Source organism: Pseudomonas sp. zfem001 (genome assembly GCF_032621725.1).
GTDB classification, from domain to species: Bacteria; Pseudomonadota; Gammaproteobacteria; order Pseudomonadales; family Pseudomonadaceae; genus Aquipseudomonas; species Aquipseudomonas sediminis.
The window spans coordinates 829301-853684 of the sequence record NZ_JAVYJI010000002.1 but is presented as its reverse complement, the minus strand read 5'-3'; the positions used below and the strand labels follow the sequence as shown (position 1 = coordinate 853684).

Here is a 24384-nt window from a genome sequence, read left to right as displayed (position 1 = left end):
GCCTGTTCAGATGCATGAGATGGATCTGCGATTTCGATGATAGAAACCTTGGTGGTACAGGCAGCAACGGGCTTCGGTCTTGGCCAGCTACCGTTCATGCCCGGAACCTTCGGATCGTTGCTTGGTTTGCCTCTGGCCTGGTGGTTATTGGGTCATCCCCCGAGGCGCCAGGCTCTCATCGCGGTGGTACTGCTGGCACTGGCTGTGCCGCTCTGCCATTGGGCTTCGCTGTGGTTAGGGGGCGGGGATATTCCACAGATCGTTGCAGACGAGTACCTGGTATTTCCGGTCTCGATGATCGGGCTTGCTTCAATCCGCCGCCCCTGGATGTTCCTGATAGCGTTCGCACTATTTCGCTTGTTCGATGCCCTCAAATTACCGCCGCTGAATCTTCTTGAAGCTGTCGGCGGTGGGGTGGGTATCGTGCTCGACGATCTAATGGCGGCTTTTTACACCTGGATCGTGATCGCGGTTGCTATTCGTATACGGCAGTGGTTCTGTAAAAAACAGGCCATATGAGCTCAAAGAGAGCCTATCGCATCCGCCCGTATCGTTAACAATATGACCTCCTCTGGCCTTAAGCGGCCCGAGAAAAATTCGCTTGCTCCCACTCTCACCTCAGCCGGTTCCGCCACCAACTTCTGGACATATTCACCGACGCTACGACTGACTAAAGCGAGCGGTCGAGCAGAAACTTGCTGAGAAACTGTCGCGTGCGTTCATGTTGGGGCTCGGTAAACAGGGTCTTGGCCGGGCCCTGTTCGACGATGTGCCCCTGGTCGATGAAGATCGCCCGATCTGCCACGTCGCGGGCGAAGGCCATCTCGTGGGTGACGATGATCATGGTGCGTTTTTCTTCGGCCAGATCACGGATGGTGGTCAGCACTTCGCCCACCAGCTCGGGGTCGAGGGCCGAGGTGGGTTCGTCGAAGAGGATCACCTGCGGGCGCATGGCCAGGGCACGGGCGATGGCCACGCGCTGTTGCTGGCCGCCGGATAGGCGCTTGGGGTAGGCGTCTTCCTTGCCGCTCAGGCCCACCTTGGCGAGCAGGGCGCGGGCATGGGCGAGGGCCGCTTCGCGCGGCTCCTTCTTCACCTGCACCGGGCCTTCGATGACGTTTTCCAGTGCCGTGCGGTGGGGGAACAGGTTGAAGTTCTGGAATACGAAGCCGGCCTGCTGGCGCAGTTGGCGGATCAGCTTCTGCTGGCCCTTGAGCGGTTTATCCGCATCGATATGGATATCGCCCACGGTGATCTGTCCGGCGCTGGGTTGCTCAAGCAGGTTGAGGCAGCGCAGCAGGGTGGTCTTGCCCGAGCCGCTGGGGCCGATAATGGCGACCACTTCGCCAGCGGCCACATCCAGGTCGATGCCCTTGAGTACTTCGTTGCTGCCGAAGGCTTTTCGCAGATTGCGCACGGAAATCATCAGTTGTCCTGCTCGTGCCGGTTGACCCTGGCTTCCAGGCGCGCCTGGAAGTGCGCGAGGATGCTGGCCAGCGCCCAGTAGATCAGCGCGGCTGCCAGGTACATGGTGAAGATCTCGAAGGTGCGCGCGGTGATCAACTGCGCCTGACGGAACAGTTCCGGCACCTGGATGGTGGCGGCCAGGGCGGTGTCCTTGACCAGCGAAATGAAGCTGTTGCCCAACGGCGGCAGGGCGGTGCGCGCGGCCTGCGGCAAGATCGCCCGATACAGCGTCTGCGTCTTGCTCATGCCGATGCTGGCGGCGGCTTCCCATTGACCGCGGTCGATCGAGGCGATGGCCGCACGGAGAATCTCCGAGGTGTAGGCGGCCATGTTCAGCGAGAAGCCGATCAGCGCGGCCGGCAACGGGTCGAGCTGAATGCCCAGCTGCGGCAGGCCGTAGTAGATCAGGAACAGCTGCACCAGCAGCGGCGTGCCACGAAAGAAGGAGACGTAAAGGCGGGTGAGCCAGCGCAGTGGCGCTGGCCCGTACAGGCGTCCGACGGCGAGGGCGAAGCCCAGCAGCAGGCCGAAGAACATGCCGCCCAGGCTGAGTACGACCGTGTAGTAGGCGCCCTTGAGCAGAAAGGGCGCGGACTCCAGAGCCAGCTGCAGGGCGGACTCGATCATCGGGTGACGTCAGCCTTGAACCATTTCTCGGACAGTTGCTTGAGGGTGCCGTCGGCACTCAGCTTGGCCAGCGCCTGGTCGATGGCGGCGAGCAGGGCAGGGTCACCCTTGCGCAGCGCGATGCCGGCCTCCTGACGGGAGAAGGCGTCGCCGGCCACGGCCAGGCGGCCACCGGTTTTCTCGACCATTTCGAAGGCTGCGAGGCGATCTACCAGAATAGCATCAATGCGACCGACGTTGAGATCCTGGAACTTGGTGGGATCGTCGTCGTAGGTGCGGATGTCGGCTTGAGGCACGTTGTCTTTCAGCCACTGTTCGTAGTTGGTGCCAAGGCCTACGCCGACCTTCTTGCCGGCCAGATCCTGGGCGCTCTTGATGCTGTCGACATCGGCCTTGCGGGTCAGCGCCTGGATGCCGGAGACGGTGTAGGGGGTGGAAAAGTCGTACTTCTTCTTGCGCTCGTCGGAGATCGTCACCTGGTTGATCACCACGTCCAGACGCTTGGACTCCAGCGCGGCGAGGATGCCGTCCCATTTGGTCGGCTGGAACTCGACCTTGACGCCCAGTTCCTTGGCCAGCGCTTCGGCCAGTTCGACTTCGAAGCCGGTCAGCTTGCCGTTGGCGTCTTGATAGTTGAAGGGTGGGTAGGTGCCTTCCAGGCCGACCTTGATGGCGCCGCGGGACTTGATGTCATCGAGCAGGTCAGCGGCAAAGCTTGCTGCGCTGAAACTGGCGCCCAGAACGAGGGCCAGACTACCGAAGAGGAAATGGCGACGCAGGGTGGAAAGTGTCATGGTGACCTCGTGTCAGTGGGAAGGTGGCGCCACTCTAGGTGGAAATATTTATTCCGTTAAATAATTAAAAATTATCCATATATTCAATTTTGTTTGTAAGCGAAGAGGGCTGGTGAGCCGCCCGTGTGCAGGAACAGCAGCGGCCCGTTGCCCGGGAAGGCGCCATGCTTCAGGCCATCGAGCAGCCCGGCGAAGGCTTTGCCAGTGTAGACCGGGTCGAGCAGGATCGCTTCCAGGCGCGCCAGCAGGCTGATTGCCTCGAGGCCGGCGGCGTTGGCTTCGCCGTAGCGCGGGACGAAATAGGCGTCCCATAGTTCCAGGTTCAGTCCGCGCGGCACTTCAACCTCCAACAGTTCAGCAGTGCGCTGGAGTAGACCCTCGACCTTGGGCTTTTGTGCGGCCTCGCTGCGCGAAACGGTGACACCGATCACACGTGTGCCAGGGCGCGCACTTTCCAGCGCGAGGGCCAGCCCGGCGTGCGTGCCGGCGCTGCCGGAGGCCAGCACCACGGCAGCGAAGTCCTGGCCGCTGGCAGCGATCTGCTCGGCCAGCTCCAGACCGCCACGCACGTAGCCGAGTGCGCCCAGAGCATTGGAGCCGCCGACGGGCACCAGGTATGGACGGCGCCCGGCTGCCTTGAGGCGTTGGCAGGCTGCCTCCAGTAACTGATCGGCGTTATCCAGAGTCGCGACGTTTTCCGCCTCGGCACCGAACAGGTCCAGTAGCAGTCGATTGCCATTGCTCAGGTAGTCGTCGCTCTGGCTGTCGATGGGGTTTTCCAGCATGGCCAGGCAGCCCAGGCCGAGTTGCGCAGCGACCGCTGCGGTTTGTCGTACGTGGTTGGACTGGATGGCGCCGGCGGTCACCAGTATGTTGGCACCCTTGGCCTGCGCATCGGCGGCGAGATATTCGAGCTTGCGCGCCTTGTTGCCGCCGAGCGCCAACGGGGTGAGGTCGTCGCGTTTGATCCAGATATCGCGGCCCAGGTGTTGGGACAGGCGCGGCAGATGCTGCAGAGCGGTGGCCTGAGGAATCAGCTGCAGGCGGGGGAAGCGGGCGAGGGCGGCGGTGAGCATGGGAGCCTCCAGGGAGCGAAGGCTTTTCACTCTAGGCGGGAGCAGGCTGGGCTCACAAGCGGAAGCGGAAGATTATTTTGAGTATAAGAAAATAATTAATAATTATTTTATGGAATAAGTCTTTCTTCGTACTGTTGCGCCCAGCCCGTCATATCCGCCGGGCGCCTGCCAAACGCGCCGGACTGCTGATCCAGCCGGTGCCACAGACCGAGAACAAGGACATCATGAAGAAGACCCTGCTGTTGAGCGCTCTGGCCGCTGCCCTGACTGCCTCCCTGGCCCACGCTGGCGAAAAGCTTAGCGTCGCCGCCACGCCGGTACCGCATGCCGAAATTCTCGAGCTGATCAAACCCGAGCTGGCCAAGCAAGGCGTGGATCTGGATATCAAGGTCTTCACCGACTACGTTCAACCCAACCTGCAGGTGAGCCAGAAGAACCTGGATGCCAACTACTTCCAGACCAAGCCGTACCTGGACACCTTCAATGCGCAGCGCGGGACCGAGCTGGTGATCGTGCAGGGCGTACACGTCGAACCCTTCGGCGCTTATTCGACCAAGTACAAGTCCCTCGATGAACTGCCGAACGGCGCCACCATTGCCATCCCCAACGAAGTCAGCACCAGCGGCCGTGCGCTGCTCCTGCTGCAGAAGGCTGGCCTGCTGACCCTCAAGGATCCCAACAGCGCCCAGGCACTGCCGCGTGACATCGCCGATAACCCGCGCAACTTCAAGTTCCGCGAGCTGGAGGCAGCCACCGTGCCGCGCGTACTGAATCAGGTCGACCTGGCGCTGATCAACACCAACTATGCGCTGGAGGCCAGGCTCAATCCCAAGCGCGACGCGCTGGTGATCGAAGGCAGCGATTCGCCCTACGTCAACTACCTGGTGGCCCGCCCGGACAATCAGGACAGCGAGGCGATCAAGAAACTCTCCGCCGCGCTGACCAGCCCGCAAGTGAAAGCCTTCATCGAAAAACGTTATGAAGGCGCGGTACTGCCGGCTTTCTGAGTCGTTCCCTCTGCTGAGCGCTTGTTGCCAAGTAGGGTGCGCTGCGCGCACCGAGAGGCCTCCATCATGGGCGCGTAGCGCCCAGCCGCTCACCGTCGATCACGGTAGTAAACCTGTGCAAACGGGTTTGCGTTTACGCCGAGCCGGCCTAGCCGACTCGGCGTTCTTTTTTTGCGCGGTAGATCAGCGCCGCGAGGCTGCCTCTATAGGCATAAATGGCAAATTGCCTTCCCAGCGCCATATGCCTACGATTCGCGGGTTTGAAATGCCATGCAAACAGCCTCTGCAACGTAGAGAGGCGAGGGCGCCGCTGTGCGCCACCCAGTGCTAGGCTCCCGTTGCCATCCCTCAACTTGCGCGAACCATGGTCACTACCGTCATCCTCGGCATGCTCTGCGTGTACCTGCTGTGTTTTTCCGTGATGTTCCTGCTGATCAGCACCCGGCTGAATGGCAAGAAGATGGGCATGGAAGTCTTCGCGCTGGGCAACCTGTTGCTGGGCCTTGCCTACATCCTGCAGTTGTTCGGCGGCCCACCGGATGAGGGGCTGGTGAGCGTTATCAACCACACGCTGACGCTCAGTGCTCCTGTCGTCTATGTGCTGGGTGCCATGCGCTTTTTCGAGCGGCCGACGCCGGTGCTGGGTCCGTTGCTCACCTTGGTAGCCAGCTACACGCTGTTGCAACTGCTGGTGCAATGGCTACTGGGAACCGAAGCCCGTCACGCCATGCTGGCTGCGGCCTGTGCCTCGCTGTTTCTGGCCATGACGGTAGCGGTGCTCTACGGCCGGCGAACCTTCGCCCGGGATCTGCGCGTCGAGATGCTGGTGTTCGCCGTGCTGATAGGCGGCATCTGCATCCTCAACGCCATGAAGTTCGCAATGATCCTCAAGGGTGGCCTGGCGGCACTCGATATGGGCAGCGGCTTCCAGAAGGTTTTCTATCTCTACATGTCGTTCCTGGCGACGGTGCTGCCGCCCAGCGCCGTGTGGCTGGTGTTGCGCCGGCTTACCGATGAACTGCGCAACCTGGCTGCGCACGACCCGCTGACCCAACTGCTGAACCGGCGCGGGCTGATGGATGCCCTGGACGCCCACTTCCGCTCGCGCACGGCTGGCCCGGCGTATTTGCTGATCGTGGATATCGACCACTTCAAAAGCATCAACGACACCCACGGCCACAATGTTGGTGATCTCGTCCTGACTCGTGTTGCCGAAATTCTCAAGGCCACTGCACGCCAGGGCGACCTGGTCTGCCGCTTGGGCGGTGAGGAATTCGTGGTTATCGCTCTGGACACCGATAGCGCCGGCGCCCTGCAGTTGGCAGAGCGCACGCGGGCAGCGATCGAACACAGCCAAGTGGCTGGCGCAGGTCTGAGTGAGCCGATTCGCTGTACGGCGACCCTTGGCGTTTCGCATGAATTCAACAGCGCGCAGGCGTTCGATGAGTTTCTGCAGCAGGCGGATGCCGCCCTTTATCGAGGGAAGACGCAAGGGCGGAACCGGGTGGAGTGGGCGGGAGAGTAGAGCGGTTAGGGCAGGTTTACAGGCTTTAATGACTGCTTTCGGCCGATTCTGTTGAAAAACTAGGTTCTGCGGCAGCCAACTGGTCAACGGTGCCTGCTGTTGAAGTGGCTGCAAGCCACTTCAAGTTGCCTTTCGGCGTTTCACTGAGCTTCCTTGCCCAGGTCTGAGGGTTAATTCGAGGGTTTCTGCTCGCCGCAGGCGCACCTATCCCGTGAGCGGTGGCCCTTGAGGCAAAAGCTTGGCCATGCGGCGCAGGTTCTGCACCGTCGCAGCCAAGGTGAATTCGTCAGCGGCACCTGTCAGGCCACGCAATCGTAAACGGTCGAGTTTCATGATCCGTTTGAGGTGGGCGAAAAGCATCTCTACCTTCTTCCGTTCGCAACGAGAGACAAGGTATTCCGGTGTCTTGGCGATGCGTCGGGCCACGTCACGGGCAGCTTCATGGATGCTGCGGACGATTTTCCGATTCGGTGTGTTAGGGCAGCACTTCGCTTTCAGCGGACAGGTGGCGCAGTCGGTTTGACTAGAGCGATAGATGATGGTGTTGGCCTTGGTCACCCGCGATCTTTTCTGGGTGAAGGCGCGCCATTCACTGCGTAGCGGTTTGCCGGTTGGGCAGTGGTATTCATTGGCCTCCGGATTCCAGTGGAAGTCGTTACTGGAGAGGCTGTCGTCTTTGCGCTCGGTCTTGTCCCAGACTGGGATATGCGGGTCGATATTCTTTTCTTCGACCATCCAGGCCAGCATCGGGGCAGTGCCATAGGCGGTATCACCGATGAGGCGTTCCGGCGTGATGTCGAACTGCGCTTCAACGCGATCGACCATTGTCCTGGTCGAATCGACCTCGGCGGTACGATGCGCCGGAGTTGCTTCCACATCCATGATCACGCCATGCTCAGTATCGATCAGGTAATTCGTGGAGTAGGCAAAGAAGGCTGGGCCGCCTGGCGCTGCTGTCCAACGGGACAGCGGATCGGTGAGCGAAATTTTCTTGGGAAGAGCTTCAGCCAACGCCTCTTCATCAAGGGCTTCAAGATACTCGCGCACAGCGCGGCTGCTGAGCGCAGGATCACGCCAATCGACTTCATCTCCCGCCACTCCACGTTGCCGGCTGGCATCCGCCTTGATGATGCTGGCGTCTACAGCGAAGCCTTCACCTTTGACCAGGCCAGCCGCCATGCAGCGGCGCAGCACCTCATTGAACAACCAACGGAACAGGCCGCTGTCACGGAAACGGCCGTGGCGATTCTTCGAGAAGGTCGAGTGATTGGGTACTTCGTCTTCCAGACCCAGCCGGCAGAACCAGCGATAGGCCAGATTTAAATGCACCTCTTCGCATAGTCGTCGCTCGGAGCGGATGCCGTAGCAGTAGCCAACGACCAGCATGCGCACCATCAACTCAGGGTCGATCGAGGGGCGTCCAATGGGGCTGTAGAAGTCGGCCAGATGTGCACGCAGATCGCTGAGATCCAGGCACTGGTCGATGCTGCGCAAGAGGTGTTGGGACGGAACGTGGCCTTCCAGATTGAACGAGTAGAACAGGCGCTGCTGTCCACCCGGTAGCTGTCCCATCATGCTGTTCGCCCCTGCGCTCACCAACAGAGTGATTCTGCCGGCGGCACGGGGAGGTCGCTACTTTTTCAACACAATCGGCCAGAAGCGGACAGTCAACCCAGTAAATAAATCTGTCCCCTTTTCGCTAGTCCCCTTTTCGCTATGTCCCCTTTTCGCTGCAGCGCGACTCGATTGATGCCGTTACCCAACAACAAGCTATGCATGATTTATACGCCCCTGTTGGAGTCAGTTTATCGCGCCTGGTGCTCTAGAAATTGCTGTCCTCGACAGCGACCTGTAGAGACGGGAACCCACTTAGCGAGAACATCCATGAAAGCGAATCACCCAGCGCTCTAACGGCATTTTGCCCACCCTCTGAATGCAGTTCGGCCGTAATGATCACGTTGACAAGCTTGCTGGGCAACGCGCGACCAGGCCCGATAAGAGGCGCTGTCGCAACTTGGTATGCCGCTTCGGCCACATCTTCTAGGAAAGAGTAAACCAGTCCCGTACCACGACTGCTATTGGCGAGATATATCGCTTCTAGCGTAACCGTTAGATAGATTTCGTCAGGGAACTCCATGCCCGAGAAACCAAGTACAGCAACGCCGGCCAGCGAACCCTTAGTCCATAGTTCATAACAAGGACGACCGAGGAAATTCGAAGGCTGCAACAAATCCCCTACTGGCCTTTTCCGACGAAAAAGCCCTTTGATCTGCTGGTCAGTGGCAAGGCTGTAAGTGACCTGATAATTCTGATCTCGCCCCGAATCCAAGAGGTGCGCACTGGCGGCCAAGCTACGGGGCGCAGGCTCAGGGAAGACTAGATCACTGCCTTCATCCTCCAACTCTTCTGCTATGTCCTGAGAGTGAATGTCCATTTCTCATCCTTGGCTAACAACAAAAACTCCAGACATCGACCTGTATAGGCTGGAACCCTGCATGCTGTTATCTGTAGGGATTAAGAGTCAACCCGGTGTCTGCTTCTGCCCGTTTTTGCCTGTCGCCAGCGGCAGCTATGTGTCGACTTTGAGCAAAGAGGTACCGAGACTACCGATCAACACCACAGTCGGGCACAGAGCAAATCAGGCGATTTCAACCTCATCGACAACTGGAAGCCATGCCTGGAACTCGGCCCCAGTGGAAATCCACCGAAACCCGAGAGGAGTAGCCATGAGCAGCGCCTTGTCGGCTTTCTCTGCTTTGGGTGCAGGGTTCCACAGTCCGTGCTCTTCCACCTCAGCAACGAGGGTAGCGAACTGCTCAGCGCTCTCGAGACCAACTATCAAAACCTCAAAACCAGTCGCGGAGATTTCCGTCAGGAGCGCAGCTGAGGTATCCATTCCAGGGGCGACATAAGCCGTCACCATTCGCCCGCCCAGGCGGTCGTTGATCCGTTTCTGCCGCTCGTAGGCGGCATCGACTTGCAAGCCGGCGGCGTCGCTAGAGATCAAGAACCTCCCGTCGTCTGTCAATTCGATCTTCCAAGGCATAGGAGGGTTCTCGCTGAACCGACCGACGATGGTTCGGGCGGGACGAAATGACTCTGCCGTTTCCTGTTGAAAGGTTTGGAGGAGTTCGAAGAAATACAGTGCGGTCTGTAAGGAGGCCACCAGTTCGGCATTGGATACGACCATTGGGTGACCGCCATTTCTTCGCCGCAACCGCAACCCATCCGGTACCAGTATGTAGTCTGCGTGCGCCATGGCATTTCGAATATCGTCCCGGAAAGCGAGTTCCAGCAGACGTGCGAGGCCGGTCATCCCAATCTCGGTAGCGGCTTTCGCGAGACGCCGGAACATTGCATTGGCGTTGGGGCCTATCACTGCTCGGGGTGTTGGGCGGATGCGTACGAGGTCTTGAAAAGGCCAGAGATTGTAGGCCTTCAATTGCGGGATCTGCAGAATGTTCAGCAGCCCCTCGTAAACTCCGCCAGCCTCTGATAACTGTGCGTAGAGGCAGAGCACCTGACGAAGCTCTGCCCGATTCAGCGGTGCGCCCTTCGATCCAAGTGCCTTCAATTCGTGGAACACCTCATGAGCTGTGGCGACCGTGCTCCAACCAGCATCCTGCATCCCACGGAACTCACTAAACAAAGCTGCCGCGGTATCAATTTCATTGATTTTTCGCGCATAGCCGAACAGGTAGGTGAGTTGGATGTTCAGCTCTCGAATGTAGATTTGAGGTTCCATTTACCATTAGCGTCCGATAGCAAGTGGTCGCGCGACGATCATGCCCAAGCGCTGAGCCGAAGAGCCCCATCTCTATCGCGCTTAAAGCCTATCGTATAACGTTTACTCATTGCCGAGGCGGGCCGGGTTCGACTTAGGCGTTTTGTTGAAGGTATCGGCTCTCCAGTTCAGAGCTTGTCATTTTTGATCAGACCGAAAAGGGGACAGATTTATTTAATGCGCTTGCAACTTCCGCTATTGGCCCATAGCAGCCCCCTCTTAACGAGAACTTTCTACAAGGCGAAGCCTGCTATTCGCGGTTGATTCACCGGTTTCTTGCCTAACGCAAGCTACTGCCCGACCGGCGAAGCACCTGATAGCGACGGCGAGCGTGACGGCTGATGGCGCGACTCGCTGGCGGGTCATATGAATATGCTTATTCGGTATTTAAAGACCGAAAAGGGGACAGATTTATTTAATGCGCTTGCAACTTCCGCTATTGGCCCATAGCAGCCCCCTCTTAACGAGAACTTTCTACAAGGCGAAGCCTGCTATTCGCGGTTGATTCACCGGTTTCTTGCCTAACGCAAGCTACTGCCCGACCGGCGAAGCACCTGATAGCGACGGCGAGCGTGACGGCTGATGGCGCGACTCGCTGGCGGGTCATATGAATATGCTTATTCGGTATTTAAAATAATTTTCTTATACCTATAGAGTTCTGCTCCATGCGTACCTGCCGACCAATCGGCGCGCCGCACTGAACACATGGCCGAACCCTCGGCCGGTCAAAGTGATGCGCCGATTGGCGCCTTTGCATGGAGTTTTCTATGTCGGCAGTAGCCCATACCACCACCGCGGCGTCGGCACAGTCATTCGAGGTTCGCCCCTTCGATGCGCCCGTTGGCGCCGAGATCATCGGTCTTGATCTGACCCGGCCGCTCAGCGATGAAGACTTCGCTCGTGTCCATCGCGCTCACCTCGATCACGCCTTGCTGGTATTCCGTGACCAGCGCATCACGCCCGAGCAGCAGATCGACTTCAGCCGCCGTTTCGGCCCGCTGCAGATCCACGTGCTCAAGCAGTTTCTGCTGGCCGATCACCCGGAGATTTTCATCATCTCCAACATCATCGAGAACGGTCAGCCGATCGGTCTGGGCGATGCCGGCAAGTTCTGGCATTCGGATCTGTCCTACAAGGAATTCCCCAGCCTGGGCTCGATGCTGCTGGCGCAGGAGCTGCCGGAGGAGGGCGGCGATACGCTGTTCGCCAGCCAGCAACTGGCTTATGAAACCCTGCCAGCCGAATTGCGCCAGGCCATCGAAGGCAAGCGCGCTGCGCATTCCTACACGGCCCGCTATGCCGATGAAGTATTCGCCGGCATCCGTCGCCCGACCCTGACCGAGGCGCAACTGGCCGAGGTCAAGTCGGTGGTTCACCCGGTGGTGCGCACTCACCCGGAAACCGGGCGCAAGGCCCTGTTCGTCAACGAGAACTTCACCACCCATATTCTCGACGTTCCCGAGGACGAGAGCCGGCAGATCCTCGCTGAGCTCTACGCGCACAGCGCCAAACCCGAGTTCATATACCGCCACCAGTGGCAGCCACACGACATGGTGTTCTGGGATAACCGCGCGCTGGTCCACCTGGCCACGGGCTGCCCGAGCCACCTGCGCCGGCGCATGCACCGCACGACGATCCAGGGCGACATCCCGTTCTGATTGACCGCAACACCCTATTTTCCTTTTCGCTTGCATCCGAATGGAGTCACACCATGTCTCTAGGCAAACGTTTTCCTTTCATTCCACGTTTTGGCTGGCTGGCCAGTGGTATCGGTCTGTCACTGAGCCTGCTGGCAGGCTCGCTGGCGGCGCCTCAGGCAGCGCATGCCGAGGGGCAGATTCGCATCGCCGAGCAGTTCGGCATCGTTTATCTGTTGCTCAACGTGGTGCGTGACCAGCAGTTGATCGAGAAGCACGGTAAGGCCGATGGTCTGGACATCAAGGTCGACTGGCAACAACTCTCCGGCGGCGCGGCGATCAACGATGCGCTGCTGTCCGGCGCCATCGATATCGCGGGTGCCGGCATTGGCCCGTTGCTCACCGTCTGGGATCGCACCCACGGCAAGCAGAACGTCAAGGGCGTGGCTTCGCTGGGCAACTTCCCGTACTACCTGCTGAGCAACAATCCCAAGGTCAAGACCATCGCCGATTTCACCGAAAAGGATCGCATCGCCGTGCCGGCGGTAGGCGTTTCGGTGCAGTCACGTTTCCTCCAGTACGCCGCCGCCAAGCAGTGGGGCGACAAGGCGTTCTACCGCCTCGACAAGTACACCGTGGCGCTGCCGCACCCGGATGCCACCGCCTCGCTGCTGTCTGGCGGTACCGAGCTGACCGGGCATTTCTCCAACCCGCCGTTCCAGAACCAGGCGCTGGAGAACCCCAGCGTGCATGTGGTGCTCGACACCTACGAGCTGCTCGGCCCGAACTCGCCGACCGTGCTCTATGCCACCGAGAAATTCCGCAACGACAACCCCAAGACTTACAAGGCCTTCGTCGCTGCTCTGGCCGAGGCTGCCGACTTCGCTCAGAACGACAAGGGCGCGGCCGCCGACACCTACATCCGCGTGACCGGCGCCAAGATCAGCCGTGAGGATCTACTGAAGATCATCGACAACGAGCAATTCCAGTTCAGCGTGACGCCCACCAACACCTACCCGTTGGCCGAATTCCTCCAGCGCGTCGGCGCGATCAAGAACAAGCCCACCTCCTGGCAGGACTACTTCTTCGAAGACCCCGCCATCGGCCAAGGAAGCTGAACCCCATGAATGCCCCTTTTCAAGGCCACACGGCCAGCAACCCACAGTCAACCGTCACGGCTTTCGACACCGTTTTACAGGTGAACAAGGTCAGCCTCGAATATCGCACTCCGCAGCGCGTGGTGCGTGCCACCCACGAAGTCAGCTTCGAGGTGGATCGCTCCGATCGTTTCGTGCTGCTTGGCCCTTCGGGCTGTGGTAAGTCCACGCTGCTCAAGGCCGTCGCCGGTTTCATCGAGCCGATTGGCGGCAGCATCCGCCTCGATGGCGCCGAGGTGCGCGAGCCTGGCCCTGACCGCATCGTGGTGTTTCAGGAGTTCGACCAGTTGCCGGCATGGAAGACGGTGAAGCAGAACGTCATGTTCCCGCTGTTGGCGTCGCGCACCTTGGGCCGTCGCGAGGCCGAAGAACGGGCGCTGCACTATCTGGAGAAGGTCGGCCTGGCCGCCTTCGCCGACGCCTACCCGCACACCCTGTCCGGCGGCATGAAGGCGCGCGTGGCGATTGCCCGGGCGCTGGCCATGCAGCCGAAGATCCTGCTGATGGACGAGCCGTTCGCCGCGCTCGACGCCCTGACCCGCCGCAAGATGCAGGAGGAGCTGCTGCAACTGTGGGATGAGGTGCGCTTCACCTTGCTGTTCGTCACCCATTCGATCGAAGAGGCGCTGATCGTCGGCAACCGCATTCTGCTGCTGTCGCCACATCCGGGGCGGGTGCGGGCGGAGGTGGGCAGCCATCAGTTCGACCTGCACAGCCTGGGTGGTACAGCGTTCCAGCAGACCGCGCAACGCATCCATCACCTGTTGTTCGAGGAGGACAGCGAGGAGGGCGCACGCGCCGCTGCCGAGCTGGGCTTCCATGACATCCGCATTGCCTACTGAGGAGCGTGCACCATGAGTCTTTCCCCCGCACGCCGAGACGATTACGAAATTGCTCTGCAGCCGCTGCCGGATCTCAAGCTGGAACGTGAGCTGCCCTTACTGCAGCGTCTGTGGCAACAGGGCTGGCTGCGCAAGACGCTGATCCTGCTGGTGTTGGCGCTGATCTGGGAGCTGGCGGCACGTTATCAGGGCAACGACCTGCTGCTGCCCAGCTTCGTGCAGACGGCCAAGGCCTTCGCCGAAGGCATCGGCAGTGGCGAACTGCTGGAGAAGGTGGCGATTTCGCTGTCAGTGCTGATCAAGGGCTATCTGCTCGGCATCGGCCTGGCCTTCCTGCTCACCACCCTGGCGGTGTCGACCCAACTGGGGCGCGACCTGCTGTCGACGCTGACCTCGATGTTCAACCCGCTGCCGGCCATCGCGCTGCTGCCGCTGTCGCTGTTGTGGTTCGGCCTGGGCGAGAACAGCCTGATCTTCGTGCTGGTGCATTCGGTGCTCTGGGCGCTGGCGCTGAATACCTACGCCGGCTTTCTCGGCGTCTCCGAGACCCAGCGCATGGCCGGGCGCAACTACGGCCTCAGGGGCCTGCGTTTCGTGCTGTTCATCCTGATTCCGGCGGCGCTGCCGTCGATCCTCTCGGGCCTGAAGATCGGCTGGGCCTTCGCCTGGCGCACCCTGATCGCCGCCGAACTGGTGTTCGGCGCCTCCAGCGGCAAGGGCGGCCTGGGCTGGTACATCTTCCAGAACCGCAACGAGCTGTACACCGACAAGGTCTTCGCCGGCCTGGCAGCGGTGATTCTGATCGGCCTGCTGGTGGAGAACCTGGTGTTCGCCACGGTGGAGCGGGTGACCGTCAAGCGCTGGGGGATGCAGCGTTGAAAGCGATTTATCACTCCTTAGGGTGGGCCGGGCGGCGATCCGTTTTAGCCCACCAATTGGACGTACCGTTGGTGGGCTGAAGCCCACCCTACAAGCCTGAAGCGGATCGCCGCAGGCCCACCCTACAAGACCAATTCACTGATCACATAACGAGAAACGACCATGACCAACACCTTCACATTTGGCCGTCTGGCCGCCGCACTGGGCCTGCTCGGCGCATTGGCAACTCCGCTGGCTGCGCAGGCCGAAGGCAAGATCAGCATCGCTCAGCAGTTCGGCATCGGTTACTTAGTGCTGCACGTGGTCAAGGACCAGCAACTGATCGAGAAGCACGCCAAGGCCCAGGGCCTGGACAAGATCGACGTCGAGTGGCGCACCATTTCCGGCGCGACCGCGATGAACGAGGCGCTGCTGGCCGGCGCCATCGACGTGGTCTCGGCGGGTGTGCCGCCGATGCTCACCGTATGGGATCGCACCCATGGGCGGCAGAACGTAAAAGCGGTGGCGGCGTTGGGCTCATTGCCGGGCTATGTGTTGAGCAACCGTGAAGACGTCAAGTCGCTGGACGATCTTTCCGAGAAGGATCGTCTTGCCGTGCCGGCAGCCGGTGTCGGCTTCCAGTCGCGTACTCTGCAGCTCGAGGCCGCCAAGCGCTATGGCAAGGATGACTTCCAACGCTTCGACAATATCTCCGTCAGCCTGCCGCATCCGGACGCCACTGCGGCGCTGATCAAGGGCGGCTCGGAAATCACCGCGCATTTCTCCAGCCCGCCGTTCCAGTATCAGGCGCTGGAGAACCCCAAGGTTCACAAGCTGATCAGCAGCTACGACATCCTCGGCGGCCAGGCCACGTTCAACGTGCTCTACGCCACCGAGAAATTCCACGACGAGAAGCCCAAAACCTACAAGGCCTTCTATGACGCGCTGGTGGAAGCCGAGCAGATCATTAAGGCCGACAAGGCCGCAGCCGCCGAGACGTACATTCGCGTGGAGAACTCCAAGCTGCCGCTGGACTTCGTGAAGAAGATCATCGAGGACCCGGAAAACGACTTCAGCATCTCGCCGCAGCGCACTTTCATCTATGCCGAGAAGCTGCATGAGCTGGGTGTGCTGAAGAACAAGGCGGCGTCCTGGAAGGATTATTTCTTCGAAGAGGCCTATGCCCATCCGGGTAGTTGATCACCCCAGCCTTGTCGTTTGCTGGCGCCTTACAGGCGCGGCCGCAGCTTGAGTTCAGGCGTGGGTTTGGGGGCGTCGATCGCCGGATGACCGTCCGGGTGCTGTTCGATCATCTGGGCGATCTCCCGCAGCTTGCCCAGCATGGCCTGCGCCAGGCCGGCCTGGGTGCGATACAGGCCGGTATCCGGGTCCTGCTCCAGGTCATGCAGGCCTTTGAAGGGGTAGCTGTAGCGCCTGGCATCGGCGCTGAAGAAGCGCTGGTAGTCCTGCTCGGTGCCGTGCAGTTCGCGGCAGGCTCTTTCCAGGCTCTGTAGTTGTTCAGCGACGCTGGCCAGTTGCAGGCGCAGGCGGATGATCTGGTGGTTCTCCCAGTTCATCGGCGATGCCTGGGCGCCAGGTAGCCAGTGCTGCGGGTCGCCGAAGCGCAGGACGAACTGCTGGCCGGCTTCACGTCCGTAACGGGTCAGCCGTTCGATGCGCTCGGTGGGCATGGTCAGGTTGAGGCCGCCTTCTTCGCGGGTCAGCTGGATCAGGCCGATACGGTCGCGAAAGCCGGGCATCAGCGACAGGGTTTCGTGGTTCCAGTCCTTGGCAACGTTGCTCAGCAGGGCGAGGAAGCCGCGCAGGGCGGGCAGGCCCTTCTGCGGGAAGCGGCGCCAGTAGGCAAGCCGCGCATCGCCATTGTTGCGCGGGAAGCGCACGCGTTGTTCGTCGGCGCCATCGGTTGGACCCAGGTCGAGGCCGAAGGTGGGGCGCCTGGGCAGCGCGGCATCGAAGAAGTGGATAGGAAAGTTGGAGCTGATGCCGCCATCGGTGAACCAGCAGCGCTCCAGCTTCTTCGCGCTCTTGCGATAGTCCACGGCATGCAGCGGCACGGCGCTGAGCAGCAGGGGAAAACTCAGGCTCATGCGCACGGCGACGATCACCGGCAGGTCGTCAGGCAGCGGCAGGCGCAGGTAGCCGTCGTCACGGTCAGTGCCGGGACGCTGGTGAGCGCGCATCCAGGCCACCACGCGCTGAGGGAATAGCCGTGAGAATTCCTCCTGGCGGAAGTGGAACTGGTTGTTCTCGCGCACCTTGTCATCGTCACGAAAGGGCAGGCGGAACGGTCGCGCCATGCTCAGGCAGGTGGTCATCACTTGCAGGTCGATGCCATGGCGACGCAGATCGCCGAAGGTCAGGGGGCGCTCGCATTCGATAGCGTCGGCCTGTCCGGCGCAGTAGTCGGGTTGGCCGCTGAGCTGGTCGAAGTACTGGGCCAGCCAGGTGGTCAGAGCTTCATCCGGGGCGTCGTCATCGGCCGTTGGCATGCCGCTGCACAGGCCGAAACCGCTCGCCGGCAATTCGCGCAATGCCACCATGGCCATGCGTCCGAGCACGGCTGCGACGCCACCCAGTGCGGTGAACAGCAGCACCCAGAGCCAGACCAGGGCGCTGGCGCTATTGATGGCGCTCCACCACAGCGGCCCGCCTGCCAGCAGAGCGCCGACCAGGGCAGCGAGCTTGTGGCGCAGGAGCATGACTTTCAATGGCGCTAACAACCGCGCCCAGGAGCCTTTTCCCTTGGCCTCGAGAATGGCGATAAAGGTATCGAACAGGGGGCGTACTGCCGGGGCCGGCTTGAACAGCGCCAGCAGCTTGGTGCCATGGCCATTGGCGGCGGGCACGCAGAGGTGTTGGGGCAGCCGTTCGATTGTCGCGAAGCCGGCCGGGTCGTTGCTCAACTCACCCTGCTGATAGCGCTGGCGGCCCAGCTCGGCCGCAGCTGCTGCCGCTGCAGCGATGGCGCCGGCACTGGTGCCGCCGATGCTGCGCAGACGAAACGCCTTGGCGATCTCGGTAATAGCCAGCGGGTAGACGATGCCACTGGTGATGCCGCCTTTCATGATCAGGTCGCATTCCCGGGCAAACGCCGCCTGGCGCGAATCGCTCATCTACTGCTCCTTGTGCTCATGCCGAACGCTGGCGCGGGCATGATAACGCGGCTCGTGCGGCTATATGCCAGTATTGCGAGCGATTGCCAAGAATGAGCGGCTACATAGGCGTTGATCGCTAAGTTGTACGCAGTTGCTCATTTTAACGGCTGCTTGCCATCCCTGGCGCCACTGGCGTTATGTCAGTGCCCTTTGCTGCATGCATCAGAGAGAGCCCTGAATTTCAGGGTCTGGATGGTTCCAGCCGAGTCGATGTATTTCATCAGATGATCGACCGGCTTGCAGGTATGGGTTTTGGGTTTCGAGATGGATAGAACTTTGGCTATATCAAGTTTCAATCCATACTTGTAAGTGGTGGCGTGACTTTCAGCGAGTGCATTGCTGGATAGAAGTATGGCCAGGCTGGTAATTGAAATAGTTGCCAGGTTTTTTGCATGTTTGATGATCATTTTTAAACTCCGGAATGCGAAATTAATGTCGAATGCCTCCGCGAGAGTTGAGCTCGGTTGCCAACTCACTATTGGAGCAAGCGATGGAATGGTGTTTAGGGAAGTTGATCTGACAGCCTTGTATTGCAAAACTGTCAGATCAGATTGCGGCCAGAAGCAGTGCCCACGTCAGTGCTGCAGACTTAAGCTTTTGGCGTAGCAATATCGAAGGCCTGATTGTTTCCATGGGTAAAAGCAGCCTCCTGAATGTGGTAGACAGTCGGCTCTTGCGAGAAGTATTCCTCCAGGCCCTGCATGAAAGTCTGATGGTCGTCACTTGCTTCGAAACCCGGTGAGTGGTCCTCAAGTGAAGCCCAGCGCACGATCAGGTTGAAGGTCTCGGGACTTTCGACGCCTTGCGCGAACATATGGCCGTGATAACCCTTGGCGCGTTCTAGCAAATGAACCACGTCGGCAAATGCCTGTTTGAACTGTTCAATCTGTGCACTGTGAACAGGCAGTACTGCAATTTCATAAATCATTACGGTATTCCTCTGGAATCAGTTTGGTAGTTGAGCCTGTGTACTTACGGGACGAGTGAGGGCTCGACGGCAATTGCGACTTTGCCGCGAAGACCGTTGTTGGGCGTTTCCAGCAGGGCGTGCGCGCTTGCAATGTCAGCAAGCGAATAGACCGCGCCAATATGGGGGCGCAGTTGACCGCGCTCGACCAATGCCTTCAGCTCATCGAGCTTGCCGCGGTTCTGGCGGGTGAAGACGAAGTGGTAGCTGGCGTTCTTACCCCAGGCCTGAATCAGATTTTGCGGCTTGGCGATGTCGACGATCGAAACCACACGGCCCAGTTGGGCGAGTGCATCGGGGCTACGGGTCAAGGTGTCGCCGCCGATGGTGTCGAAGATCACATCCACGCCTTGGCCATCGGTTTCCCGCAGGATGGCGTCCACGTAATCCTCTTGTTCGTAGTCGATGACTACGTCGGCACCCAGGCCCCGGGAGAATTCGAAGTTCTCTTCACGCACGGTGGTGAATACTCGGGCGCCAATGGCTTTTGCCACCTGGATCGCGACATGGCCGACGCCACCCGCACCGCCGTGGATCAGAATGCTTTCCCCGACCCGCAGCGATACACGCCCGATCAGTGCTTCCCAGACCGTCCCGCCTACCAGCGTCAGGCTTGCTGCCTCGAGGTGGCTCAGCGATGCCGGCTTCTTGCCGATGATGCTTTCGGACGCAACGTGGTACTCGGCGTAACTGCCGTCACCTTCGAAAATCTGCGTGGTGTACCAGACCTCATCGCCTGGCACGAAGCTGGTCACACCTGGGCCGACCGCTTCGACCACGCCGGATACGTCATGCCCGGTAATGGCGGGGAGGGGAACGTAATCGACGTAGTCGCCACGGCGTACCTGGTAGTCCAGCGGGTTGATGGAGGTTGCGTGAACCCGCACCAGAACTTGCCCTGCCTGCGGTACGGGTTTGGCCACTTCGCTCAGTTCAAACGCGTTCGGGCCGCCAAAGGATTTGAGAATTTGCGCTTTCATTGTGTGGTTCCTTGTTTCTGGAAAAAGGGATATAGGGAATTTTCGATATAGTGATGCAAAAAAATTTACGCGACTGTGCCTAGGGTCTCTCCATTGTCAGTTCTCGTTTCGGTTAAAAGGGATATCGAGAAATATCGATATATTGGGTCAAAAAATTACAGCTCCTTGCCAATGAGCTCGGCCAGGGCACGGATATTGGCTTCATTGCGTTTGTAGTAGGTCCACTGACCAACCCGGCGGACTTCGACCAGACCGACCCGTTGCAACGTCGCGAGGTAATCGGACACCGTCGACTGCGACAGACCGACACCTTCCTGAATACTGCTGACGCACACGCCCACGGTATGAACGTCCCCTTCATCTTGCGGAGGAAAGTTCTTCACCGGATCCTTCAGCCCCTTGAGGATGCCAAGGCGGGTGGGATTCGAGAGGGCTTTGAATACATTGATCAGGTCCATGGGTGGCGATAATATCGAGATTTTCCGATATGTCAATTCCTATATCTGCCGTTCGTCGCGCACCCGGCTCGAGTAGAGTTTTCAGCAAGTCTTGGTAGCGCACCTCAAATCTCTGGCTTGCCTGAGGCGTGCAAGCTGTTGCGATTTAACTCAGCCGCCAGGCTCCGTCTCCAGCAGCTCGGCGCTTGAAGAGGTAGTGGTGCGCCCAGGCAGCTTGGCGAATAATCTGCGCCTTGTCATACGCAGCCAGCAGAGACCGTCATGAGCGCCACGCTACCGCCCCTCGTCTTGTCCATTCAGTCGCACGTTGCCTGGGGCCATGTCGGCAATGCTGCTGCGGTTTTCCCATTGCAGCGGCTGGGCTTCGAGGTGCTGCCGATCCACAACGTGCAGTTCTCCAATCACACCGGCTACGGCCAGTTTCGCGGTCAGGTGTTCGGCGCGGAGCATGTGCGCGAGGTGCTGCTCGGGCTGCGTGAACGCGGTGTTCTGCCGCGGCTGTCGGCGGTGCTTTCCGGTTATCTGGGCGATGCTGATACCGGGCGGGTGATTCTCGAGGCGGTAGGTGAGATTCGCCAACACAACCCGGCGGTTCGCTACCTGTGCGACCCGGTGATGGGCGACGTCGGGCGCGGCGTGTTCGTCAACCCGGCGATTCCCGATTTCCTGCGCGACCAGGCGATTCCCTTCGCCAATATCATCACGCCTAACCAGTTCGAGTTCGAGCTGCTCACCGGCTCGAAGCCGGCCAATCTGCAGGAAGCGGTGAAGATCGCTCGGCAGTTGCGCGGCCGTGGCCCGGATGTGGTGATCGTCACCAGCCTGGCCACGCCGGATATTCCTGACAGCGAGCTGGGTACGCTGGCGGTCAACGGCGAGGGCGCGTGGCTAGTGACCACCCCGCGCCTGGCGCTGCACCCATTGCCCAATGGCATGGGCGATGTGTTCTCGGCCACGCTGCTGGGCCGGCTGTTGGCCGGACAGGCGCTGCCGCAGGCATTGGAATTGGCCACGGCGACGCTCTACGCACTGGTTGAGCAGACCGCCGAAGGCGCGCGCGATCTGCCGCTGGTGGCCGCGCAGGAGCAGATCGTGGCGCCGGGTAAGCGCTTTGGAGCCAGCCAGCTTTTCATGGGCTAACAGTCCTCAAATATAGGCGAGGCAGGCAGCCTGCAAACGATTGAAGTATGGTTGGAGCTATTAGCTTCAACGCTTAAGCCCGGCCCCGGCCAGCCAGTTACCGGACAGTAAGGAGCCCGCTTGCTCAAGCGCCTCTGCGTAACGCTCGATGTCGTGACATTGGGGGACTAGGGCGATGCTTGGGGTGGCTAGTTCGTTGGCTTGGCCCAGCACGGAAGGCCTGCCGGTAGCAAAGCGAGGGCGAAGTCAGCAGGGAGCTGCCTTCCGGCAGGTCGAACGCCGGCACCTGCCAGTATTTTCATTTTTTATTTGAAACTCCTAGCGGCATTGCCTGCTTTTTTCATGCACAGGCATGCTGCAGACTGGCGTCCATTTTGCGTCATCCATCGATCAGGAGTGTGTTCATGAGCCCCGTTTCTTTCGCGCGTCAGCGTTACACCACCAAGGCTTACGATGCGAGCCGCCAGGTGGATCAGGCGACCATCGATGAGCTGCTGGAGTTGCTGCGTCTGTCGCCGTCTTCGGTCAATTCGCAGCCCTGGCACTTCGTCGTGGCGAGCACTGCCGAAGGCAAGGCGCGCCTGGCCAAGGGCGCTCAGGGCGGCTTCGCCTACAACCAGCCGAAGATCCTCAACGCCTCGCACGTGATCCTGATCTGCGCCCGCCGCGACCTCGACGATGCCCATCTGGCCGATGTGCTGCAGCAGGAAGCCGATGATGGCCGCTTCCGCGATGACGCGGCGCGCACCACTCAGCACAACACCCGCAGCAGCTATGTCGAGCTGCACCGCGGCCTGGGCGATATCCCACACTGGGCGGAGAAACAGGCTTATCTGGCGCTCGGCACCTTGCTCCTGGGCGCTGCGGCCAAAGGTGTGGACGCTACGCCGATGGAGGGCATCGACCGCGAGGCGCTGGATGAGGAACTGGGGCTGGCCGCTCAGGGGCTGAGCAGCATGGTCGCGGTGGCGCTGGGGTATCACAGCGACAGCGATTTCAATGCCGCGCTGCCGAAGTCGCGTCTGCCAGCCGAGCGCGTCTTCACGCATCTCTAAGCATAAAGTGCATGGCGCTGGATACCGGTTCCAGCGCCGCTCAATCGCTCGCAGCGCGCGCTGCACCGAGGGCCACTACCTTGTGGCCGGTGCGCACCATGCGGATTTCGCAGGCCCGCCAGAGCGTTGCAATCGAGGCCTTTTGTGCGCTAGCAAGGGCCGCATCTAAATAGCCAGGCAGTGCCAGCGTACCTCCACCCAGAGCGATCACCGAAGGGTTTATCAGGTTGATGACTGTGGCCAGGCCCAAGCCAAAGGCCTGACCGGCATCGGCGATGCTCGCCAGCACCCACGCGTCGCCAGCCTGTGCCAGCCGAGCCAACTCGTCAGCGGGCATGTTGCAGTATGTGGCGATTGCTGCGCCTCCCGCCCGTTCATCGAGGCGCCGCAACTGGCCGTCAGCGTCCAGCACTGGGATGTATCCCAATTCTCCAGCCCAACCACTGCAACCGCGCAGTGGACGCCCATCAGCAAGGATGCCTGCACCGATTGCCGTACCGACCATGATCATGACGGCAGTAAGGCTGGCGGGGGCGTCGTGGAACTCCTCGCCCAAGGCTGCCTTGACATCATTAAGTACCGTGACCCGTTGAGCAACAGCAGCCAACTCGGTCTGCGGCCGCCACCCGGTGAAATGGGGCAATACGTCGCAAGCCACTAGGCGTTGACTGGCGTCGACCAGCCCAGGGACGGCAATGCCGATGTTGGCGCGTTCAATTCCATGCTGCGTCATGAACTCCACAAGGTGCTGGTGCAGCTGCTGTGGGGTGAAGCGAGGCCCGGTTACCACACGTGATTCATGATCGGCGGCGACCATCAACAGCTTGGTACCACCCAGGTCTATGCCGAGCGTTGGGGGTTGCATGGCTTCAATCTCCGGTTGAAGGGGGTTGGGGCTGACCGAGCAGTTCGTCCAGTACATCCAGCGTAAACTGGCGTTGCAGGGTGATGGCGAAGAACTGCTCGGCGATCTCGGGAATCTCGGCGTACAGCTGCAGCACGCCCGATTGCAGTTCGTCCTGCACCACCACCGCCGGTAGCAGCGCCATGTCGCCGGAGTCTCTTGCCAGCAGGCGCAGCATGGCCATGTCGTCGACCTCGGCGCAAATGTCCGGCTGCAGACCCTGGCTGTCGCAGAACAGTTCGAACTGACTGCGAATATCGCTGCTGCGTCCCGGAACTATCAGACGCGCCCCTTGCAGATCGCGTCGTAGATCGAAACTGCCTGCGCGCGGCAGACCCACCAGGCACACGCTCTGCCTGTCCAGCAGGCGGCAGCGCCACGAGCGTTGGGAATCGCTGCTGACCGCCTGATTGGTCAGCACCACGTCGAGATTGTGCAGCGCAAGGCGCTCCAGCAACTCTCCGAGGCTGCCGGATTCCAGGGCGATGCGCAGCTCAGCGCGGCCGAGAAAGGGCCGCAGCAGGTTCTCCTGAAAATTACGCGACAGCGTGGCCACGGCGCCGATGCGCAGTTGCCGGTTGGCCTGCAGCGCGCCCTGCAGGGTCATCTGCAGTTCGCTGCCGAGGGCGAAGATACTGTCGGCGTAATCCAGCACCAGCTGTCCTGCTTCGGTGAGCAGCAGATTGCGCCCGGAGCGGATGAACAAGGCATGACCAAGTTGCTCTTCGAGCGCGCGAATCTGCGTCGAGAGCGCCGACTGGGCGACGTGCAGCGACTGGGCTGCGCGGGTCAAATTGCCTTCCTTGGCCACAGCCCAGAAGTAGTGCAGGTGATGGAAGTTGAGCCGTCGCATGCTTGGTTCTCAAAAGAAGAATGTTTGATTCTTATCAATCTATTTTAAATAAATATAGCGCTCCAGGAGACTAGTGC

At 60.3% G+C, this 24384-nt stretch carries 24 protein-coding genes; 10 read left to right on the top strand and 14 right to left on the bottom strand.

The features are described from left to right. The first annotated feature begins 36 nt into the window (after positions 1-36). A complete protein-coding gene (locus RTH74_RS12015; protein ID WP_099524553.1) occupies positions 37-519 on the top strand; it encodes a phosphatidylglycerophosphatase A in 483 nt (160 codons plus the stop codon). A gap of 151 nt (positions 520-670) precedes the next feature. Here RTH74_RS12015 and tcyN read toward each other — a convergent pair whose 3' ends face one another. The 4 genes from tcyN to RTH74_RS11995 form a co-directional block, all read right to left on the bottom strand. After that, positions 671-1426 carry an L-cystine ABC transporter ATP-binding protein TcyN gene (tcyN, locus tag RTH74_RS12010; protein ID WP_316914803.1) on the bottom strand — a complete coding sequence of 252 codons (756 nt, stop codon included), beginning with the start codon at positions 1424-1426 and terminating at the stop codon, positions 671-673. Continuing rightward, positions 1426-2094 carry a cystine ABC transporter permease gene (tcyL, locus tag RTH74_RS12005; protein WP_045735909.1) on the bottom strand — a complete coding sequence of 223 codons (669 nt, stop codon included), beginning with the start codon at positions 2092-2094 and terminating at the stop codon, positions 1426-1428. The genes tcyN and tcyL overlap by 1 nt, the downstream gene beginning before the upstream one ends. Beyond that, entirely contained in the window at positions 2091-2888 is a 798-nt protein-coding gene (gene tcyJ, locus RTH74_RS12000) for a cystine ABC transporter substrate-binding protein (RefSeq protein ID WP_316914802.1), read from the bottom strand. The genes tcyL and tcyJ overlap by 4 nt, the downstream gene beginning before the upstream one ends. Before the next feature lie 83 nt (positions 2889-2971). Continuing rightward, positions 2972-3964, bottom strand: a complete 993-nt coding sequence (locus tag RTH74_RS11995) for a D-cysteine desulfhydrase (protein ID WP_316914801.1) — start codon at positions 3962-3964, stop codon at positions 2972-2974. A 224-nt stretch (positions 3965-4188) separates the two neighbouring features. Between RTH74_RS11995 and RTH74_RS11990 the strand changes: the two genes are divergently transcribed. Beyond that, positions 4189-4971, top strand: coding sequence for a MetQ/NlpA family ABC transporter substrate-binding protein (locus RTH74_RS11990; protein ID WP_316914825.1), 783 nt, complete (start codon positions 4189-4191; stop codon positions 4969-4971). Between the two features lie 364 nt (positions 4972-5335). After that, positions 5336-6496, top strand: coding sequence for a GGDEF domain-containing protein (locus RTH74_RS11985; RefSeq protein ID WP_316914800.1), 1161 nt, complete (start codon positions 5336-5338; stop codon positions 6494-6496). 204 nt (positions 6497-6700) lie between these two features. Here RTH74_RS11985 and RTH74_RS11980 read toward each other — a convergent pair whose 3' ends face one another. The 3 genes from RTH74_RS11980 to RTH74_RS11970 form a co-directional block, all read right to left on the bottom strand. Further along, positions 6701-8071 carry an IS1182 family transposase gene (locus tag RTH74_RS11980; RefSeq protein WP_316914799.1) on the bottom strand — a complete coding sequence of 457 codons (1371 nt, stop codon included), beginning with the start codon at positions 8069-8071 and terminating at the stop codon, positions 6701-6703. A 247-nt stretch (positions 8072-8318) separates the two neighbouring features. After that, positions 8319-8930 (bottom strand): hypothetical protein, encoded by a 612-nt coding sequence (locus RTH74_RS11975; RefSeq protein WP_316914798.1) that lies wholly within the window; start codon positions 8928-8930, stop codon positions 8319-8321. Between the two features lie 204 nt (positions 8931-9134). Continuing rightward, a complete protein-coding gene (locus RTH74_RS11970; protein WP_316914797.1) occupies positions 9135-10241 on the bottom strand; it encodes a hypothetical protein in 1107 nt (368 codons plus the stop codon). Positions 10242-11047: 806 nt separating this feature from the next. On the opposite strand from RTH74_RS11970, the gene RTH74_RS11965 reads away from it, so the two are divergent. From RTH74_RS11965 to RTH74_RS11945, 5 genes are all read left to right on the top strand, one after another. Further along, positions 11048-11938: a TauD/TfdA family dioxygenase gene (locus RTH74_RS11965; RefSeq protein ID WP_316914796.1), complete on the top strand. Its 891-nt coding sequence runs from the start codon at positions 11048-11050 to the stop codon at positions 11936-11938. Positions 11939-11991: 53 nt separating this feature from the next. Next, positions 11992-13035 carry an ABC transporter substrate-binding protein gene (locus tag RTH74_RS11960; RefSeq protein WP_316914795.1) on the top strand — a complete coding sequence of 348 codons (1044 nt, stop codon included), beginning with the start codon at positions 11992-11994 and terminating at the stop codon, positions 13033-13035. Between the two features lie 5 nt (positions 13036-13040). Continuing rightward, positions 13041-13916 (top strand): ABC transporter ATP-binding protein, encoded by an 876-nt coding sequence (locus tag RTH74_RS11955; RefSeq protein ID WP_316914794.1) that lies wholly within the window; start codon positions 13041-13043, stop codon positions 13914-13916. A 12-nt stretch (positions 13917-13928) separates the two neighbouring features. Further along, positions 13929-14795 carry an ABC transporter permease gene (locus RTH74_RS11950; RefSeq protein WP_143503941.1) on the top strand — a complete coding sequence of 289 codons (867 nt, stop codon included), beginning with the start codon at positions 13929-13931 and terminating at the stop codon, positions 14793-14795. 162 nt (positions 14796-14957) lie between these two features. Beyond that, positions 14958-15974, top strand: coding sequence for an ABC transporter substrate-binding protein (locus RTH74_RS11945; RefSeq protein ID WP_316914793.1), 1017 nt, complete (start codon positions 14958-14960; stop codon positions 15972-15974). Positions 15975-16003: 29 nt separating this feature from the next. Here the strand turns inward: RTH74_RS11945 and RTH74_RS11940 are convergent, their stop codons facing one another. The 5 genes from RTH74_RS11940 to RTH74_RS11920 form a co-directional block, all read right to left on the bottom strand. Next, entirely contained in the window at positions 16004-17908 is a 1905-nt protein-coding gene (locus RTH74_RS11940; RefSeq protein ID WP_316914792.1) for a patatin-like phospholipase family protein, read from the bottom strand. Positions 17909-18090: 182 nt separating this feature from the next. After that, positions 18091-18357: a DUF2790 domain-containing protein gene (locus tag RTH74_RS11935; protein WP_099524529.1), complete on the bottom strand. Its 267-nt coding sequence runs from the start codon at positions 18355-18357 to the stop codon at positions 18091-18093. Between the two features lie 182 nt (positions 18358-18539). After that, positions 18540-18878: an antibiotic biosynthesis monooxygenase family protein gene (locus RTH74_RS11930; protein WP_296235890.1), complete on the bottom strand. Its 339-nt coding sequence runs from the start codon at positions 18876-18878 to the stop codon at positions 18540-18542. A gap of 44 nt (positions 18879-18922) precedes the next feature. After that, positions 18923-19897: a zinc-dependent alcohol dehydrogenase family protein gene (locus RTH74_RS11925; RefSeq protein WP_316914791.1), complete on the bottom strand. Its 975-nt coding sequence runs from the start codon at positions 19895-19897 to the stop codon at positions 18923-18925. Positions 19898-20052: 155 nt separating this feature from the next. After that, positions 20053-20355, bottom strand: coding sequence for an ArsR/SmtB family transcription factor (locus RTH74_RS11920; RefSeq protein WP_017676662.1), 303 nt, complete (start codon positions 20353-20355; stop codon positions 20053-20055). A gap of 261 nt (positions 20356-20616) precedes the next feature. On the opposite strand from RTH74_RS11920, the gene pdxY reads away from it, so the two are divergent. Together pdxY and nfsB are read left to right on the top strand one after the other, a co-directional pair. Next, entirely contained in the window at positions 20617-21495 is an 879-nt protein-coding gene (pdxY, locus tag RTH74_RS11915) for a pyridoxal kinase PdxY (RefSeq protein WP_316914790.1), read from the top strand. Between the two features lie 404 nt (positions 21496-21899). Continuing rightward, positions 21900-22550, top strand: a complete 651-nt coding sequence (gene nfsB, locus RTH74_RS11910) for an oxygen-insensitive NAD(P)H nitroreductase (RefSeq protein ID WP_099524511.1) — start codon at positions 21900-21902, stop codon at positions 22548-22550. Between the two features lie 40 nt (positions 22551-22590). On the opposite strand, the gene RTH74_RS11905 is transcribed toward nfsB, so the two are convergent. Both RTH74_RS11905 and RTH74_RS11900 read right to left on the bottom strand, forming a co-directional pair. Further along, positions 22591-23415: an ROK family protein gene (locus RTH74_RS11905; protein ID WP_316914789.1), complete on the bottom strand. Its 825-nt coding sequence runs from the start codon at positions 23413-23415 to the stop codon at positions 22591-22593. Positions 23416-23419: 4 nt separating this feature from the next. Beyond that, entirely contained in the window at positions 23420-24307 is an 888-nt protein-coding gene (locus RTH74_RS11900; protein WP_316914788.1) for a LysR family transcriptional regulator, read from the bottom strand. Positions 24308-24384 lie beyond the last annotated feature (77 nt).